The organism is Photobacterium piscicola (genome assembly GCF_046058925.1).
In the GTDB taxonomy this organism is placed as follows: domain Bacteria; phylum Pseudomonadota; class Gammaproteobacteria; order Enterobacterales; family Vibrionaceae; genus Photobacterium; species Photobacterium piscicola.
Map to the genome: position 1 here is coordinate 1,096,641 of NZ_CP175534.1, position 17,712 is coordinate 1,114,352.

15 protein-coding genes are annotated in these 17,712 nt (G+C 39.7%); 4 read left to right on the forward strand and 11 right to left on the reverse strand.

Going from position 1 to position 17,712, the window contains the following annotated elements; genetic code table 11:
- The first annotated feature begins 36 nt into the window (after nucleotides 1-36).
- Nucleotides 37-585 carry a phosphodiesterase gene (gene yfcE, locus ACJZU6_RS05540; protein ID WP_107276876.1) on the forward strand — a complete coding sequence of 183 codons (549 nt, stop codon included), beginning with the start codon at nucleotides 37-39 and terminating at the stop codon, nucleotides 583-585.
- A gap of 68 nt (nucleotides 586-653) precedes the next feature.
- On the opposite strand, the gene ACJZU6_RS05545 is transcribed toward yfcE, so the two are convergent.
- The 4 genes from ACJZU6_RS05545 to ACJZU6_RS05560 all read right to left on the reverse strand — a co-directional run bounded on the left by ACJZU6_RS05545 (nucleotide 654) and on the right by ACJZU6_RS05560 (nucleotide 5,362).
- Nucleotides 654-929 (reverse strand): SelT/SelW/SelH family protein, encoded by a 276-nt coding sequence (locus ACJZU6_RS05545; RefSeq protein ID WP_080158080.1) that lies wholly within the window; start codon nucleotides 927-929, stop codon nucleotides 654-656.
- 30 nt (nucleotides 930-959) lie between these two features.
- Nucleotides 960-1,721 carry a sulfite exporter TauE/SafE family protein gene (locus tag ACJZU6_RS05550; RefSeq protein WP_408900751.1) on the reverse strand — a complete coding sequence of 254 codons (762 nt, stop codon included), beginning with the start codon at nucleotides 1,719-1,721 and terminating at the stop codon, nucleotides 960-962.
- A 137-nt stretch (nucleotides 1,722-1,858) separates the two neighbouring features.
- The gene (gene pta / locus ACJZU6_RS05555; protein ID WP_199190809.1) at nucleotides 1,859-4,006 is read right to left on the reverse strand and encodes a phosphate acetyltransferase; all 2,148 of its coding nucleotides are present in this window, start codon (nucleotides 4,004-4,006) and stop codon (nucleotides 1,859-1,861) included.
- Nucleotides 4,007-4,165: 159 nt separating this feature from the next.
- Nucleotides 4,166-5,362, reverse strand: a complete 1,197-nt coding sequence (locus ACJZU6_RS05560) for an acetate kinase (protein ID WP_080158078.1) — start codon at nucleotides 5,360-5,362, stop codon at nucleotides 4,166-4,168.
- A gap of 336 nt (nucleotides 5,363-5,698) precedes the next feature.
- Between ACJZU6_RS05560 and yfbV the strand changes: the two genes are divergently transcribed.
- Nucleotides 5,699-6,148 (forward strand): terminus macrodomain insulation protein YfbV, encoded by a 450-nt coding sequence (yfbV, locus tag ACJZU6_RS05565; protein ID WP_045038210.1) that lies wholly within the window; start codon nucleotides 5,699-5,701, stop codon nucleotides 6,146-6,148.
- Between the two features lie 96 nt (nucleotides 6,149-6,244).
- Here yfbV and ACJZU6_RS05570 read toward each other — a convergent pair whose 3' ends face one another.
- From ACJZU6_RS05570 to rlmA, 3 genes are all read right to left on the reverse strand, one after another.
- Nucleotides 6,245-6,553: a DUF6172 family protein gene (locus ACJZU6_RS05570; RefSeq protein ID WP_080158077.1), complete on the reverse strand. Its 309-nt coding sequence runs from the start codon at nucleotides 6,551-6,553 to the stop codon at nucleotides 6,245-6,247.
- Between the two features lie 394 nt (nucleotides 6,554-6,947).
- Nucleotides 6,948-7,904 carry a ChaN family lipoprotein gene (locus ACJZU6_RS05575; protein ID WP_080158076.1) on the reverse strand — a complete coding sequence of 319 codons (957 nt, stop codon included), beginning with the start codon at nucleotides 7,902-7,904 and terminating at the stop codon, nucleotides 6,948-6,950.
- A gap of 90 nt (nucleotides 7,905-7,994) precedes the next feature.
- On the reverse strand, nucleotides 7,995-8,825 hold the full coding sequence (rlmA, locus tag ACJZU6_RS05580) for a 23S rRNA (guanine(745)-N(1))-methyltransferase (protein WP_080158075.1): 831 nt from the start codon (nucleotides 8,823-8,825) through the stop codon (nucleotides 7,995-7,997).
- Nucleotides 8,826-9,281: 456 nt separating this feature from the next.
- Between rlmA and ACJZU6_RS05585 the strand changes: the two genes are divergently transcribed.
- Together ACJZU6_RS05585 and ACJZU6_RS05590 are read left to right on the forward strand one after the other, a co-directional pair.
- Nucleotides 9,282-10,358 carry a porin gene (locus ACJZU6_RS05585; protein ID WP_080158074.1) on the forward strand — a complete coding sequence of 359 codons (1,077 nt, stop codon included), beginning with the start codon at nucleotides 9,282-9,284 and terminating at the stop codon, nucleotides 10,356-10,358.
- A 75-nt stretch (nucleotides 10,359-10,433) separates the two neighbouring features.
- Entirely contained in the window at nucleotides 10,434-11,084 is a 651-nt protein-coding gene (locus ACJZU6_RS05590) for a DUF2057 family protein (RefSeq protein ID WP_080158073.1), read from the forward strand.
- Between the two features lie 48 nt (nucleotides 11,085-11,132).
- On the opposite strand, the gene ACJZU6_RS05595 is transcribed toward ACJZU6_RS05590, so the two are convergent.
- The 4 genes from ACJZU6_RS05595 to ACJZU6_RS05610 form a co-directional block, all read right to left on the reverse strand.
- Entirely contained in the window at nucleotides 11,133-12,413 is a 1,281-nt protein-coding gene (locus ACJZU6_RS05595) for a sigma-54 dependent transcriptional regulator (RefSeq protein ID WP_080158072.1), read from the reverse strand.
- Nucleotides 12,403-14,787, reverse strand: coding sequence for an ATP-binding protein (locus ACJZU6_RS05600; protein WP_408900752.1), 2,385 nt, complete (start codon nucleotides 14,785-14,787; stop codon nucleotides 12,403-12,405). The genes ACJZU6_RS05595 and ACJZU6_RS05600 overlap by 11 nt, the downstream gene beginning before the upstream one ends.
- Before the next feature lie 279 nt (nucleotides 14,788-15,066).
- The gene (locus ACJZU6_RS05605; RefSeq protein WP_080158070.1) at nucleotides 15,067-15,573 is read right to left on the reverse strand and encodes a YfbU family protein; all 507 of its coding nucleotides are present in this window, start codon (nucleotides 15,571-15,573) and stop codon (nucleotides 15,067-15,069) included.
- A gap of 336 nt (nucleotides 15,574-15,909) precedes the next feature.
- On the reverse strand, nucleotides 15,910-17,664 hold the full coding sequence (locus ACJZU6_RS05610; protein WP_107276879.1) for a formate--tetrahydrofolate ligase: 1,755 nt from the start codon (nucleotides 17,662-17,664) through the stop codon (nucleotides 15,910-15,912).
- Nucleotides 17,665-17,712: the final 48 nt, after the last annotated feature.

Sequence of the window (17,712 nt, forward strand, 5' to 3'; positions counted from 1 at the left end):
ATCAATATATTTACGATTTTTTGGTCGAGCTTAATCATGAAATTATTTTTTGCATCAGATATTCACGGTAGTTTCGTTGCTGCTCAAAAAGCCATTGCTGCTTTTGAAAAAAGTGGGGCTAAGTATCTTATTTTATTAGGTGATATTCTTAATCATGGGCCTCGCAATGCGTTACCTGAAGGGTACGATCCGATCAAAGTGGCTGAATTATTAAATCAGTATGCAGATCGAATTACCGCGGTAAGAGGTAATTGCGACAGCGACGTTGATCAAATGCTGTTAGATTTTCCAATGATGGCAGATTATAACTTGGTGATGTTAGCTGATGGTCGACGGTTATTTTTAACTCATGGTCATATTTATAATGCCGATAAGCATCCACCGTTGATGAATGGTGATGTGATTGTATCTGGCCACACGCATATTCCTGTTGCTGAATTAAAATCGGATTACTACGCCTTTAATCCTGGCTCCGTTGCTATTCCTCGTAACGGTTTACCTGCAAGCTACGGTTTATTAGACGGTAATCAGCTATCTGTGATTAGTTTTGAGGGTGAGGTGTTGGCACAAACAGTGCTTAATTAGCATCTTAGCCATTAATAAAAAGCGCATGCTTGAGCTATCGAGCATGCGCTTTTTTGTTGAAAGCAAGATTATCTATCGATATGACCTAAATCACGTTCGGGATCTATCTCATCACGAATCCGTTGTTTAAGTTGTTTTGCATCAGGAAAGCCGCCATCGACTTTACGTTCCCAAATAAGCTGTTTATTACAAAAAATTTCAAAACGTCCACCGGTATCAGGATGAAGGCTAATGGAAGTGATTTCTTCACTGAAGGTATGCAGTAATTCTTGTGTCATCCATGTTGCTCGCAGCATCCAATTACACTGACGACAATAATAAATATCGATGGTGGCTTTATTCATGTTAATTCCTGTTTGAGGCGATGGTTATTATTAAAGGTCGAGTAATAATTTAAAACCAATCACAAAGGTTAAGCTTTCAAAGCAACGTTTAATTAACTGATTACTACGTTGATGGGCAAGGTGAGCACCAAGATAGCCACCGAGTAACGATCCAATCAATAATACTGGTAGCCACGGCCAGTAAATGGTTGCCCCCGCTTGGTAGATAGCAATGGCACCGATGGCATTCCAAAATAATCCAACGCTGACTAAAGTGATGGCGACAGCTTGTTTATAGTCAAATCCAAACCATCGCACTAAGAACATAGTGACAAATAAACCACTCCCCGCGGTCAGTGAGCCGTTAATCATGCCGATAATAAATAAAATAATAGCGCCAATAATAAATCCTAAACTATGCCGACGTTGTGGTGTGGATGTTTGGCCAAGATCTTTAGTAGTAACAGAATAAATACCTAGGCTAATGATCAATGCACCTAAGGCGGCTTCGGCAAATTTAACGGGGATGGCGAGAATGAGATTTGCCCCAATAATGACGCCAATAGCGCCAACGCTAATCACGTAGAGGGTAAGTTTCCACGGTAAGTTGCCATTACGGAGATGATTAACGGTAGCACCAATACCTAAAGCAACACTGGTAACTTTATGGGTAGCAAGGGCAATACCAAACGGTAAACCAAGAAAAAGAAGTAATGGGAATTGAATTAAACCAGCGCCACCACCAGAAAGTGAAGCGAGGGTATTTGAAACTAAAGAGCCGATAAAAAGCCCTAAGGTATTGAGCACATCCATGCTATTGGGTCATCCTTAACCTAAGTAGACAATTAGCATAAAGGCTTAAATCCGCTGTTGCCAGCAATAAAAAACGCCCCTGCACAAAATTATTGTGCAGGGGCGTTAGAACAGTTTTTTAAGTAAGAAAAAAGAACTTACTTAGCGTTAGCTTGTTCTGCCTGAATCGCAGTTAGTGCAACTGTGTAAACGATATCGTCTACTAGTGCGCCACGAGAAAGGTCGTTAACTGGCTTACGCATGCCCTGAAGCATTGGACCGATAGAGACTAGATCTGCAGAACGCTGTACCGCTTTGTAAGTTGTGTTACCCGTGTTTAGGTCTGGGAATACAAATACAGTTGCTTTACCTGCTACTGGAGAGTTAGGCGCTTTAGAAGCCGCTACGTTTTCCATGATTGCAGCATCGTACTGTAGAGGACCGTCGATCACTAGATCAGGACGCTTCTCTTGAGCAAGTTTAGTTGCTTCACGTACTTTATCTACGTCTGCGCCTTTACCAGAAGTACCAGTAGAGTATGAGATCATAGCAACGCGAGGGTCGATACCAAATGCTTTTGCAGAATCTGCAGATTGGATAGCGATTTCAGCAAGTTGCTCTGCTGTTGGATCTGGGTTGATCGCACAGTCACCGTAAACCAATACTTGGTCAGGTAGTAGCATGAAGAATACAGATGATACGATAGACGCATCAGGTGCAGTCTTGATGATTTGGAATGGAGGAACGATAGTGTTCGCAGTTGTGTGAACTGCACCAGACACTAGACCGTCAACTTCGCCATTCTCAAGCATCATTGTGCCTAGGAATACTGAATCTTGTAGTTTCTCACGCGCTACAACGTCAGTCATACCTTTCGCGCCACGTAGCTCAACTAAACGAGCAACGTAGTTTTCACGTACTTCATCAGAGTTGATGATAGTTACGCCAGCACCAAGAACCACGCCTTGTTGCTCAGCAACGCGACGAATTTCTTCAGGGTTACCTAGAAGTACACATTCAGCGATACCGCGCTCAGCACAGATAGCCGCAGCTTTAACTGTACGTGGCTCATCACCTTCAGGAAGAACGATACGCTTAGCTGCTTTACGAGCAAGTTCAGTTAACTGGTAACGGAATGCTGGTGGGCTTAGACGACGCTCACGGTTTGAACCTTCAGTTAGAGATTCAATCCAGTTACCGTCGATGTGGCTTGCCATGTACTCGTTAACAAACTCAACACGCTCTTTATCGTCTGCAGGAACTTCTAAAGTGAAGCTCTGTAGGTTAAGCGATGTCTGCCAAGTGTTACCTTGTGCCGTCATAACAGGAAGACCTGTTGCGAATGCGCGCTCACATAGATCCATAACAGGTTTAGGTAGGTCGTAACCACCTGTTAGTAGAAGTGCACCTAGCTCAACGCCGTTCATTGCAGCAAGACATGCAGCAACGATAACGTCAGGACGGTCAGCAGACGTCACAAGTAGTGAACCTGGACGGAAGTGCTCAACCATATTAGGGATAGAACGTGCACAGAAAGTGATGCTCTTAATACGACGTGTTTCTAGATCACCTGCATTGATGATGTCAGCATTTAGGTGCTGAGCAATATCTGTTGCACGAGTAGCGATTAGCTCTGCGCTCCAAGGTGCACAACCAAGTACACGGATAGGGCTAGAGTTGAACACTTGCATGATTTCAACGTTTGAAGGAACAGTGCCTTCAACATCGTCAAAAATCTCAGAAAGATCTGGGCGAGTACGGCCTTCAGCATCAACTGGTGCGTTAAGTTTATTAACGATAACACCAGAGATTTGCTTGTTCTTGATGCCGCCGAAGTTAGAACATGCTACTTCGATACGCTCTTTAAGTTGCGCTGGGTTATCAGTGCCAGGAGAGACAACGAATACGATTTCTGCATCTAGTGTTTTTGCAATTTCAAAGTTAATTTGGTTTGCAAAAGGGTGCTTACGAGTAGCAACTAGACCTTCGATTAGCGTTACGTCAGCATCTGCTGTTGCTGCTTTAAAGCGAGCAACGATGTCTTCTAGAAGAACGTCAGTTTGATCGTTACGAATAAGTTCTTCTGCGCTTGCCATTGAGAATGACTCAGCGATTTGCATATCGCTGTTAGCACGGATGATCGTTGTTGTTAGATCAGGCTGGTCGCCACCTTGACGTGGTTGCGCGATAGGCTTGAAGAATGAAACACGAACGCCTTTGCGTTCCATTGCACGAAGCACACCAAGACTAACGCTTGTTAGACCAACACCAGCGCCAACTGGGATAAGCATAATAGTACGAGACACTATAGATTCCTCTGACTATTGAATCGATACAGCACTGTTCAATAACAATTCGACTTAGTATTTAAGTAGAATAATCATAGAGCAGCACCACAGTAAAATATGACAAAATGCCATGAAAAAACGGCTGACAAAAAGTCAGCCGTTTTAATAATCGTAAGATTAGATTTCAGCTAGAAGCGCTGTATCTTCTGCGATTACTAATTCTTCGTTAGTAGAAACAACCATTGCAGGAATGCGGCTGTTTGCAGTAGTGATAACACCTTCGCCGCCGAAACGAGCTTTAAGGTTAGCTTCGCTGTCTACTTCGATACCGAAGATAGCTAGACGCTTAAGTACTTCTTCACGGATTGGTGCAGAGTTCTCACCGATGCCGCCTGTGAATACGATTGCGTCTAGACGACCGTCCATTGTTGCTGCGTAGCTAGCTACGTACTTAGCAAGACGGTGACAGAATACGTTCATTGCGCGAGTTGCTTCTTCTTTAACGCCGTAGTTTTCTTCAACGAAACGACAGTCAGAAGTCACACCAGTAAGACCTAGTAGGCCAGACTCTTTAGTGAACATAGTATTGATTTCAGCAACGCTCATACCTAGACGATCGTGTAGGTGGAACATAACTGCTGGGTCAAGGTCACCACAACGAGTACCCATTACTAGACCTTCAAGAGGCGTTAGACCCATAGAGATATCTACAGATTTACCGCCTTTGATTGCACATACAGATGCGCCGTTACCTAGGTGACAGTTGATGATGTTTAGTTCATCAAGAGGCTTGTCAAGAAGGATCGCTGTTTCACGAGCGATGAAACGGTGAGAAGTACCGTGTGCGCCGTAACGACGGATACCGTTTTCTTTGTATAGGTTGTAAGGGATAGCGTATAGGAATGCTTCTTCAGGCATAGTCTGGTGGAAAGCAGTGTCAAATACAGCAACGTTCTTCAGGCCAGCGAAGTTATGCTTAGCAGCTTCGATACCAACAACGTGTGCAGGGTTGTGTAGAGGTGCGAAATCAGACGCATCTACGATACCTTGAAGAACAACATCGTCGATCAGTGCTGATGCAGAGAACTGCTCGCCACCGTGTACGATACGGTGACCGATAGCGCCTAGAGATTCTTTAAGTTCTGGCTTAGAAGCAAGAATAGTATCAACCATGAATGCTAGAGCTTCTTCGTGAGCAGCGCCGTCACCTAGTTGTGCTTCGTGCTTACCATCAAGTTTCCACTTGATACGAGCTTCAGGAAGGCCTAGACATTCTGCTAGACCTGAAAGATGTTCTTCACCTGATACTGGATCAATGATTGCGAACTTAAGAGATGAACTACCGCAGTTTAGAACTAAAACCAGCTTAGACATGAGAGTGACTACCTATAATCTGTCTGAAAGTTGATATTCATTTTTGAATAAAAAAGTACCCCTAGAATAGACGAATATTTATGACACGTCTTACTAGAGGGAAAAATCACGCTCTTTCCTGAGAAATAGAATTGAGTTACCTCTAATTCTGGGTCATCCTTGACAGAGCCTAGCTTGCAGTTAAGGTCATTAACAGCAACAATTACATCTAGGCTGGTCTAGAATAACCGATTGTTACGCAATATAACAAAAAGATTTTTAGAATATTTTAATTTGAATCAAGTTTGTTGTGTATTTTTTTTAAATGTTATAATTTTTTTTGATGAGTGGTGCATTATGGCTCAACATACAATGTGGAAACACTTTCAGAATGGTCAGCATTACATGACGACATGGCCAATGCGCAAAGAGCTGGCGGCTGTTTTTCCTGAGCATCGGTATATTAAAGCCACCCAATTTGCGACAAAAGTGATGCCTGCGGTCGCTGCAATTAGTATTCTTACTCAAATGGCGTTTCATAATTATGATGCAATGCCACAAGCCATAGCGATTGCGTTATTAGCTATTTCAATGCCATTACAAGGCTTATGGTGGCTGGGGAAACGCAGTCAAACGACTTTGCCGCCATCACTCGCGAAGTGGTATAGCGAAATTTATCAGAAGATTGTTAGTGAAGGGCATGCAATGCAGCCTAAAAAATCGCAGCCACGCTACCAAGAATTAGCGGATGTATTAAATCGAGCATTCAAGCAATTAGATCGACATGCATTAGATCGTTGGTTCTAAGCAATAGCATTTGTTTTGTTATAATAAAAAAGAGTCGCATTAGCGACTCTTTTTTTGTTTGGATCTATAGCACATTACATAATGGCTAATGAGCAATTATTCTTCGTCGAAATCAAAATCTGGACGTGGTGCACGTGTTGCAGGCTTTGCCAGAATCTCTAAGTATAATGATGGAAGTTCTAGCTTTTCAGCTTCATCAATGTACTTGTTGATTTCTTTTACGTGAATAACTTTTGCTTCTTGCTCGGTATGACCAAACTTGCAATCAAAATCCCAAAAATCAGTACCAGCAGGTAATGTTTTATTACGCTCACGACGAATGTATTTTTTTACATCGTGTTTAATTGCTTCTACAACACGCGCAGACGCTTTCTTGGGATGAGTTAAAGCAAATGTTTTTTTCATTGTTTTCCTAATTAATTTGGCTCAAAGAAAAGAGCTCTGGTTTTATTTTACTGTAAATTGGCGTGGGTAGCGATGGGGTAAGGCTGAAATTCGTGCGATAAAAAAATATTCAGTAAACGCGTTCTTTTTTGCAACTAATCTTGTTCACTGTGGTCTTATTCGTATAGGAACACTTAAATGACATTATGCAGTAACTATAATGTCATGCTATAACCGTATTATAGCGCGAATATTATTCGATAATGAATGATTATTCAGGCAATAAACAGGTTACTAAGGTATAATTGCTCAGTAACTTGAGATATAGCTGTTATCTCTCTTAGAACCCCAACTGCTTGGCCGCCGATGGGGTTCTTCTTTATCTAGCGTTTGCTATTGTGTTTATTGACTTATATTAATAGCATTTTAAATCAGAATTTCTTTTCCCCATGGCAGTCATTGCCGCCATCATTTTATCTTTTTGTACATACCGTTGTGGTAAAGGCTGCATTTTTACAGTGAAATCAGGTGCGTTCGCATGCAATGTGACTTGATTTGAAATTGGGGTCACCATCATTATTTTAAGCTTTGGGTTTCGCGCTTGAATTCGTGATGCAGTACCTAATCCTTCTGCAGTATGAAACCGTCCAGCAACATGAATGATTTGTTGTTGTGGGTGTTGTTTTAAATAATCAACCATACTTTCTGCCATGGTGTCATCCCATGTCGTTTGGGCCGCAAATTGACGTTTAGTTTGTGCTTCATCGCCATGGTGCATCGAAGCAATAAAGGTTTGTTGATAAGCATCTGTGGCTAGTGTTAATGAACGCGCGGCCCATAATCGTTCATTAGGGGGAAGCTTATTAAGATATTCCGGCCCTTGACGTCCAACACAACGAACAATTGATTTTGGTGCATTTGCTGCAATAACATCTACGTTATTTTGTTTTGCAAACTCAACTAATGGGCGGTAATCGCTGTCATAGTTAGGCCATGCATTGGCCTCTTTGACTAATGTTTTTTCACCGATGTTACCAGCTAAATAATCATTAAGGATCAGTTGGTTGTCACGTGTAAATTGTTCCATTGATAAGGTGATTTTAGGATTTTGTTGGTACAGTGCTGCCAATAATTGAGCTTGTAAAAGATGGGCTGCGGGGTGGCTATGCCATTCACCAACTAAAATAATATCAGCGTCACGTAGCGCTTGTGCTAATTGAACGACGGAAAGAGGCTCACCTTGAGGACTTGCAATAGTGTAATCATACATGGTGGTTGCGGTGCTGGTGGAGGCGAGAGTGTTATTGGCTGACGGGGGAGAGGCGCAACCAATTAATAAGCTTGCAACACCTAAACAAATTAATGACTTCATTGTCGTTATACCGAGAGAATAAACGGCAAATAATAGACAACTTGAGATTGATTATCAATATCAAATGATAATCAATCTCACTATATGTAACTATTGGCGACGATAAACACGAATAGCGAAATCAGCTTCACATTCGAAATTTTGGGCTTGTGCCAGTTGTTGCCATACTTGTTCTGATGTTTTCCATGCAAAAGGCGTCATTTGCATTAGTGCTGTTGCTTCTTCACCACTTAATGTCATGTCGTAATGCAATTGTTGATCTACGACTAACTCAAATCCTTCAATATTCTCTACTGGCACATCATGCAAGTTAACGCCGTCATAAATTAATTCTTTTAGTTGATATAGATGGCGTGGTGCAGGGGTTACTGCAACAAGAATTCCACCAGATTTAATCGCGCGATGTAACTCTTCACCTTTACATGGGGCATAAATACGAACGACACCATCAAAAAAGTGATCGGCAAATGGTAAGCGGTGACTAGAAGCCACACAGAAATCACAATCATGGTAACGCTTGGCGGCATATTTAACCGCAACTTTAGAAATATCTAATCCATGAATGTTGATAGTCGGAAATTGTTGGCGTAATTGAACAAATTCAGAGGTGTAATAACCTTCACCACAGCCAATATCAAGCAGTTCTGTAGCTTGTTGCGGTAAGTACTGACGTAACTGTGCCATAACAGCATCGCGTAGTGGCTGATAATGTTCAGTGTTAAGAAATAAGCGTCGTGCTTGCATCATTTCTTTATTGTCACCAGGGTTTTTCGAACTTTTATGATGTACAGGCATTAAATTTACATAGCCTTCTTTTGCCTGATCAAACTGATGATTATTGCTACAACGGTAAGATGTTGATGATGTGTTGTTAGCATCGACATTAAGGGGCAAGTGACATAAAGGGCATTGATAAGACATGTAATAGACCAAAGCTGAAAAACAGCTGCATAGTGTAATCGGAATTTATAGCTTGAACTACTCCCACGTGCTTTATATTTATTTTATATAGAATAAGCATTATTTATTATTCATATTTCCCTCATATACCTTTAAATCATCTATTTGACCAGCAGACACGTCACAAAAAAAGTTGTTTAAAAAACGATCTATTTCACAGTTGTTGATTAATAATTTTTATCGTGAAATAAGAAAATACTGTTCAGTAATTGTTCAGGATTATTGCTTATTGTAGTCATAAAAGTGAATAAATAATCGAGAAAAACAGCGTTAGATTGTTTTCTTTAGAGATTATTTTTGTACCACAGACATAGTTTTAATTAGCGATATTGATTTTTTTATTACAGCAATGTAGTCGTATTGTTTGCATTACTTCAGTTAAGGCGGACATACGAAATAATAATAGGACGTTATAAAATGAAAAAAACAAGATTAGCAGTAGTATTACCCGCATTATTGGTTGCTGGTGTCACGCAGGCTGCCACTGTTTATGAAGCAGATGATGGTTCTCATGTTGATGTTTATGGCCGTTTAGGATTTAACTTAACCGATCGTGATAATAATCCTGATCAATCTGGTGTTGATGGTAATTTTGATGGCCGTTTTGGTTTGGGTGGATCTCAAACTGTTAACGATACGGTCTCTGTTATCGGTTGGGCTGAATACCAAGTTAATGCTGCTGAATATGCGAATAACCTTAATCCGGATAGTAAAGATCTGACCGCACGTTATGTTTGGGCCGGAATTGATGCATCACAATACGGTAAGGTAACAGGAGGACGGGTAGCCTCTGGTCTAATTATGCTTACGGATATTGCGGATGTATTCTCAGCCTCTGATGTTACGATTGCTCGACAAGTTTCCGCTGTTGATTCCACTGCAACACAAGTTTTCCGTCAAGATGGCACTCTTCAATATCAAAACACGTTTGGTAATCTTGATGTTTCTACCGCCTATATTTTTGGTAACAGCACTTCTAATTTAAAAACTGGCTACAACGCTGCCGCACGTTACACCTTTGATTTTGGTGATGCAGGTAAATTAGCACCTGTAATTGCGTATCAATATGATAAGTCAGATAACACCATTAGTAGTGATGCTAAAGACTATACTTTCTGGGGTGCTGGTACGCGTTATTACTACAATAACTTGATGCTAGGTGCGATGTATTCTGAAGGCCAATTAGCCTTTAATAATGGTCGTGGTGACAGCACAGATAAAGTATATGAATTAACAGCTGTTTATGATTTAACTGCCGATTGGGTATTGCGTGCAGGTTACCGTTCACTTGAAAATAAAGGCGGCGATGAAACGGAATATAAAGATACCACCTTTGAAGCGCAGTATAAGTTAACCAGTCGTTCATCAATATTCAGTAGTTATGTGTTCCGTGATGGTAAAAAAGGCGATGGCTCTATCGTCGGTACCGATTGGAATGGCTGGAATAATCCTGAAGAAGATTACTTCAACGTCGGTTTACGTTACGAGTTCTAATCTTATTGCGTAAATAAATAAGTATCAATTAAGCCAGCAGAGAAAATGCTGGCTTAGTTATGTTGAGGGATATAAATGAACATTAAAACATCTGCAATTATTGCTGGCGTTATATTTACGTCAATGAGTGCACCATCATGGGCAGAGACAAACTTACAAACACCAAGTAATGTTGAAATTTTAGCAACCAAAGCCGTTTATTTAAAAAATACTCAGCATCAGGTGACGTTACCCGCAGGGCAACAGCAATTATTGGTGCGATTTGATAGTCCAGAAAATCCTCACTCGACAGGGCAGACGATGGGATATGTGAATTCGTCACCTGTTTTATTGCGTTTTAAGCTTGATGATCAAGCGACAGTAACCGTGAAAATACCACGATTAGATACGCCGCAAGAAATTAACCGTTTCGCAAAGCAACCTTATTTTAAGTTATATAATGACGATGGCTCTCAATTAGCGCTGGAGCAAAAAGTTATTCCAATGACGGGATCGCCATTATTTACTGATTACAATAAATTATTAAATGAGTCGGTGGGAGAAGCGGTTGTGCCCGTAGCGATGGTGACAAATAAACAGATGTCACATTCGAAAAGCACTGCGGTTACATCGATTGATACTACGCATTTAACGGCTCAACAAACGGATCAACTCTTACAACAACTATATCAACAGGCAAATAAAGAACAGCGTAAGAAGTTTATACGGTGGGCATTAGAATTATAATAAAAAAATTCCCCAGAATAGTTCAAATTCTGGGGAATAGATTGTGATTTATAGCGGTTGGTTTGAGCGTACTTTATATTCAGCTTTATCTAAACCGTGTTTTTTCATTCTCAAATACAATTTTTTACGGGGTATTTGTAAGTATGATGACACTTCATTGATACGGCCTGAAAAGAGGTATAACGCATCTTCAATGACTTGCTTTTCATAACCATCAACCAGATCATCAAGTGGACTACTCATTTGATCTAACGGTTTTGAGCGTTCTTGCCCTGCAAGTTTTACGATCCCTATGGCGTATAATTCAGCCACATTTTTAAGTTCTAATACATTTCCCGGCCATTCATAACGATTTAAAATCGCCAGATAAGCTTTATCAATAGCGGGGATTGCTTTGTTCAATTTCTTACAACTTTGCTTAATATAGTGTTTAAATATCAACGTGATATCACTACTACGTTGACGCAAGGTTGGTAAGTTAAATCGTACCTGACTTAAAAAGTAGAATAATTCAGGTAAAAATTGTTCAGTTTCAACAGATTCCGTCGGATCACCATCAAATAAAGCGATAACGCGGACTTCTTTTTTACCTTGGCGTTCTTGCTCAAGTAAAAAACGACACAACCACTGTTGAGTTTCAATGGGCATGTGGTGGGGGTTAGATAAACATAAGCACCCACTACGAGCTGAAATCATGCTGCGTTGTAAATCCGGCGTACGAGTAATATTTGCGGCATTGACTTCAACAAAAGGGCCATTACTTAATTGGCTATTTTGATGAAGTAATTTTGCAACCGTATGGCGACCTGTACCACTTTCACCTTCAATTAACACATCTTTAGTCGTTAATGCGATAGTTTTTAACTGCTCGCGAATTTTAATGATGAGTGGGCTTTCTCCCAATAATACTTCTGCGGTTGTCGTGTGCAAGGTGTTACGTTGTTCAATAATTTGGCGACGTTGAGGTAAATACTTTTCAAGTAGCGTAATTAACTCTTTAGGCTGTAATGGTTTTTGTAAGAAATCAACCGCCCCTTTTTTCAAGGCACCAACAGCCATTGGAATATCACCATGACCTGTAATAATAATTACAGGTAATTCATGATCATACTGTTGAATTTTGGCTAATAATTCCATGCCATCTAAGCCGGGCATATACATATCCGACACGATAACACCGGGCCAATTACGCTTTAACATTCCTAAAACCAAGGTGGAATCTGTCACTGTTTGCGCTTTAAATCCAGCTATTTCAAGTAGTTCTTGATAGGCTTCGACAACATCATGATCGTCATCCACAATCAATACTTCAATATCATCACTTATCATATTTATTTAACTCCAGTACGACCATTGCTCCACCTGTTAAACTAGAAGCAAGGAAGATTTCACCTTTTAGTCGCGTCATAATTGAACCACAAATACTTAACCCAAGGCCTAACCCAACATCTTTGGTGGTGGTAAAGGGAATGAATAATTTGTCAATGATCGTGGCATCAAAACCATCGCCACTATCATAAACAGCCAACCGAATTTTATTAGATGGGCTATTTAGTAGAATAATTGTTATTTCTCGTTGCTCACAATGGGCAACCGCATCACAGCTATTAACTAATAAATTAACTAAAATTTGTTCAAACTGGACTTGATCTGCAAGTGCGTAAAGAGGGTGATCAATGGTATTCACCATTGTTGTTTTTTGTACTTTAGCGCGACTTTCTACCAAGATTAATGCTTGTTTAATTGAATCTTGAACATCCACTTTGCTTAATGGCCTGGTTGCTGATTGCTTTTTAGCAAAGTTTCTAAAGTTTACGATCAGTTTACTCATTCGAGTAACAAGATCGTCTATTTTTGTCAGATTTGTGGGTAGATTTTCGTATTTTTTATGATCAAGTGCAAGTTTTGCACTAAATATTCGAGTTGAAATTGCTGACAATGGTTGATTGAGTTCATGTGCAAGTGATGTCATCGTTTGACCTACGACGGCCATTTTTGCCGCTTGGATTAATTCATCTTGCGTTTCAATTAAATCACCTTCAATGCGTTTACGATCTTCAATCTCATCGCGCAGTTGTTGGTTTCGAATAGTTAATGATTGCGTTTTCTCTGCCACCGTATTTTCAAGCCAGCGAGCAGTATTTTCTTGTTCGGTGATATCCGTCATTGTAATAATAACTTTGTCATCATTGCCTTGAGTAAAAGTGCGGAAATCTAGTCGTAAATATAAGCTTTGACCATTTTTGGTAATTAATTTGACGGTCATGTTATAAGCGCCATTGGTCATTAATGGCCCATTGGTAGTAAATAAATGTTGTAGCTTGGTTAGGGTTGAGATATTAAATAGATCCCAAACCTGATGCTTTTTGGTGACATTACAAAAATTTAATTGTTTTAATGCTTGAGGGTTTACAGATTCAACTGCACCATTGAGATCACAAGTAATAATGCTGGCTTGCGTATTATTGATGAGATTAAGCGCATTAGAGTTTTGTATTTCTTGCATCTGCTGGCAGAAGTAGCGCAGGTTATCCCCTAAAATACCTATTTCATCAACGCCCGTTGTTTGAATATGGGCGTTGAGATTACCATTGGCAATAGCTTGTAAATCTTGACCTAGAAGGTTTAAGCGTTTTACTACGCCACGACCCACTAAATAAATTGATAAAATAACACTAAGAATAATGGTAATAAATACCACACCAAATAAAACTAAATTACTGATCCAGATCGAATGTCTTGTTTTGCCATTTAATTTTGCGAGTGCATTATCAGCGTGACCCACAAGTGTTTGAATTATATTTTCTTGTTGTGTTAATTGATTTCGAATATCACGCTGAGATTGAGTGATCTTTACACTATTTATATTATCTAAGATTAAGAGCTTTTGAAGGTGGCCATTAGGTGTCACTAATTGTGTAAATTCTTGCTGTAATTGACGGTATGTAATTGTCGAAGGGTAATTATTTAATTGCTTACTGATTTTATTGAGTTGTAATATTTTTTGAGCAATAGCATCAAAAGCGGTATTGATGTCATTATGTTGACGGTGAAGAATGCTGTCTTCTATCAGTTGATGTAATTCATTGACATTGACGGTAATGGTTTGAATAACAGAAAACTCAGCCATGATATTTTTGATATTAGTATCATGATCTTGCGGTAATTTCTGAGGGCTATTCAGTAATCGCATCATTTGCCACTCGATTTCTAGTCGCAGTGGTTGTAACTCATCAATTAAATCTTGATGTAGCCATTTAATGGTATTTTCTATTTGTTTTAATGCTAATCGCTGGGTATTTCGCTGCTGTAATAATGCGATATAGCTATCGATATTAGCAACTAATAGTTGCTGACCCGATTTTATTTTGGGGTAGTAATATAAACTTGAAATATTATCTATTGATTGTCTAATCGCCGTTAAAATAGAGACAATATTTTTTTTAATCGCTTTATGTTTTAACGGATTAGTATTCATGTCTAATGCTGTTAATGCGGCTTGTAATTCTGCCGTACTGCGCTCTAAACGATAACTTGATCGTAAAGTTGGCATATTATCATTAGCAATAGTGCCTATTTGTTGACTTAATTTTTGCCATGTTAATGCGGCAATAACACTGACACTGATCGTTAAGAATGCCATTAATATAATGGCAGAGGTCAGACGATTACCAATGGTATTATTTTTTACATAGCTAATCATTGTTATTATCTATTCAAATTTAAATGGCATATTACTAATAAATGTAACCTTGCTAGATTACGTATTAATAGCGTGAAGAAGTAGACGTAATTATACGTCAGCGACAGAAATGATCACTAATAGTTTTTATAACAAAACAACGGCTGTTATTAGTGTGAGAGAGTGGTGTTATCGTAAACAATGGATCACGTTTCAGTTTTGTGTTTTATTATCATTGTATGAGAATAAAAACAAAAACCGAGTTGATTAACTCGGTTTTATTGTGAATGCTTATCAAACTTATGCAGTAATGATTTGTTGGATTTCACTGCAAGATAAGTGGTAATGGCGTGGACATGCGCGCCAAATAGTCAGCATGCGTAGGTATTTGTCTAGCATTGGTACATGACTATTGAACTGGTGTTCATTTTTAGGAAACTGTGGGTATAGGCCTTCATCATTGGTAAGAAAGCGAACATAATTAACTAACTTAGCTTCAGTAATTACATCAAAGCCTAAAAATTGTAGTCGACGCTGGTCAATGTCTTTAGCACCATCACAACGGCAATCTTCTAAATTAAATGATTCTTGTAGAGCATGGTACATTTCCATAATTTCAAGAACTTGTTTACATTCATCTTCAGAAACTTCACCAAAGTCTTTGTTAAGCTCACGCATCTGTAAACAGTAACCACGTTCAATGATCATTTGTAAACGACGGTATTTGTCAGCATTTTCAGGTGCAAGTTTTGACATGATGTAATATTGATTCGATAGAATTAGACGTTGAGCGTTAGTCATTTCCATTGTAGTAAGCCTCAAATTTTTTATAGATTGCACTCACTCAGTTGTGATTTTATCGCGATAGTGAGCACAAGGAATATTTGTTATGAGCGTGAGATTAGCAGGTTGAGTGTAAAATAAAATGATCTGACACCACGAATAGGATTATTTTTTGTTAACGAATGTTATCCAATTGATATGTTGATAAAAAACATATCTAATTGATTTTAATTAAAAACCACTATTTTTGTAGGTTTATTTAATCGTTAAATAGGATTGCAATTGAATTGGTGGCCAATGTGAGGCTGGGTATCGGTAACCATGATGATCACCGATACCTGAGTATTTAATGGTATGGCTTTAGCTTAGGCCAATAATATTGCCATCAGCATCAAGATCAAGATTCATAAATGCAGGTTTTTCAGGTAAACCAGGCATGGTCATGACATTACCGCATAAAGCATAGATAAACCCAGCTCCTGCACATAATTTTAGCTCTCTTACTGGAACCGTAAAATCTGTTGGTGCACCTTTAATATGAGGATCTGTAGTAATAGATAAAGGTGTTTTTGCCATACAGATCGCTAAATCATTAAACCCTTGCGCTTTTAACTTAGCTAACTGTTGTGTGGCTAAAGGTGATAGCTCAAGATTTTTCGCGCCATACCCAATTTCAGCCACTGCCATTAATTTCTCTTCAATGGTTTGATTCAAGCGATACAGTGGTGTGAAGTTTGCTGGTGTTTTACAAGCGTTAACCACCGCATGGGCGAGTTCAACTGCACCGTTTCCACCTTTGGCAAAAGCTTCACTGAGTGCAACATCAACATGTACATTAAAGGTTGTGGTTAAAATCAGTTGTTTTAATTGTTCAAGTTCTTGATCAGTATCTTGTGGAAAACGATTAATCGCCACTACAACGGGCACACCGTATTTGGCGGCATTATTAATATGCCAACGTAAATTTTCAAAACCAGCTAATAAAGCTGTACTATCCGGTTCAAAAATACTATCAGGTAATGATTGCCCTGGCTGTAAATCATAGAGTCCTGAGTTTGCTTTTAGGCCACGCAAAGTTGCAACAACGACTGCGCAATCAGGACCACGCTGTGCTTGTTGTGCTTTAATATTACAGGCTTTTTCAAATCCCATATCAGAGCCAAAGCCGCCTTCAGTCACCGTAAATTCACTTAATTTTAATGCGATTTTATCGGCAATAATCGAAGAATTACCGTGAGCAATATTCGCAAAAGGTCCGGCATGAATAAGTGTTGGCACCCCTTCTAAGGTTTGCATTAACGTCGGTTCAATCGCTTCACACATAGTGACAGCCATTGCGCCTGCAACGTGTAGATCTTCTGTTGTAACAGGCTCACCGTCAAGGTTATAAGCAACCACGATTTTTCCGATACGTTGACGCATATCGGCTAAATCTGTGGCAAGGGCTAAAATTGCCATTAATTCAGAAGCGGCAGATATATCAAATCCATCGTGGCGTTCAAGGCCATTAATGGTTTTCCCTGGCTCATTTTGACCAACTGTAATCATACGTAATGCACGATCATTATGATCCATTACTCGCTTCCAGCTAATATTATTAATATCAATCCGTAGGGCGGGTAAATCCGTATGTGCAGTAAAACCGTCGTAGCCTAAGCGTGATTCATGGTATAGACGAGCATCTAATGCTGCTGCTGCAAGATTATGCGCTGCGGTTACGGCATGAATATCCCCCGTTAAGTGTAGGTTGAGCTTTTCCATTGGTGCTACTTGGCTATAACCGCCTCCTGCCGCTCCGCCTTTAATACCAAATACTGGCCCCATTGATGGTTGGCGAATACAGGCAAATACTGAGCGCTTAATTTTAGCTAACCCTTGTGCTAAACCAATGGTTGTTACTGTTTTACCCTCACCGAGTGGGGTTGGAGTAATAGCCGTTACTAAAATGAGCTTACCTTCAGGTTTGTTGCTTAACCGTTTTAAAATAGCGGGTTTTACTTTCGCTTTTAAGCTGCCTTGAGGCGTAAGATCTTGTGCTTCAATGCCGGCATTGAAGGCGATGCGATCAATGGGAGTGAGTCGCGTTTCTCGGCAAATTTCGATGTCACTTTTCATGAGAGCTTATTTCCTCATAGGCAGATAGAGTAATATTAATGCTGATAT

What these genes read in the sequence shown, in the direction of transcription:
- yfcE (WP_107276876.1), top strand. Translation starts at nt 37, where the DNA reads ATGAAATTATTTTTTGCATCAGATATTCACGGTAGTTTCGTTGCTGCT.
- ACJZU6_RS05545 (WP_080158080.1), bottom strand. Translation starts at nt 929, where the DNA reads ATGAATAAAGCCACCATCGATATTTATTATTGTCGTCAGTGTAATTGG.
- ACJZU6_RS05550 (WP_408900751.1), bottom strand. Translation starts at nt 1,721, where the DNA reads ATGGATGTGCTCAATACCTTAGGGCTTTTTATCGGCTCTTTAGTTTCA.
- ACJZU6_RS05560 (WP_080158078.1), bottom strand. Translation starts at nt 5,362, where the DNA reads ATGTCTAAGCTGGTTTTAGTTCTAAACTGCGGTAGTTCATCTCTTAAG.
- yfbV (WP_045038210.1), top strand. Translation starts at nt 5,699, where the DNA reads ATGGCTCAACATACAATGTGGAAACACTTTCAGAATGGTCAGCATTAC.
- ACJZU6_RS05570 (WP_080158077.1), bottom strand. Translation starts at nt 6,553, where the DNA reads ATGAAAAAAACATTTGCTTTAACTCATCCCAAGAAAGCGTCTGCGCGT.
- ACJZU6_RS05575 (WP_080158076.1), bottom strand. Translation starts at nt 7,904, where the DNA reads ATGAAGTCATTAATTTGTTTAGGTGTTGCAAGCTTATTAATTGGTTGC.
- rlmA (WP_080158075.1), bottom strand. Translation starts at nt 8,825, where the DNA reads ATGTCTTATCAATGCCCTTTATGTCACTTGCCCCTTAATGTCGATGCT.
- ACJZU6_RS05585 (WP_080158074.1), top strand. Translation starts at nt 9,282, where the DNA reads ATGAAAAAAACAAGATTAGCAGTAGTATTACCCGCATTATTGGTTGCT.
- ACJZU6_RS05590 (WP_080158073.1), top strand. Translation starts at nt 10,434, where the DNA reads ATGAACATTAAAACATCTGCAATTATTGCTGGCGTTATATTTACGTCA.
- ACJZU6_RS05595 (WP_080158072.1), bottom strand. Translation starts at nt 12,413, where the DNA reads ATGATAAGTGATGATATTGAAGTATTGATTGTGGATGACGATCATGAT.
- ACJZU6_RS05600 (WP_408900752.1), bottom strand. Translation starts at nt 14,787, where the DNA reads ATGATTAGCTATGTAAAAAATAATACCATTGGTAATCGTCTGACCTCT.
- ACJZU6_RS05605 (WP_080158070.1), bottom strand. Translation starts at nt 15,573, where the DNA reads ATGGAAATGACTAACGCTCAACGTCTAATTCTATCGAATCAATATTAC.
- ACJZU6_RS05610 (WP_107276879.1), bottom strand. Translation starts at nt 17,664, where the DNA reads ATGAAAAGTGACATCGAAATTTGCCGAGAAACGCGACTCACTCCCATT.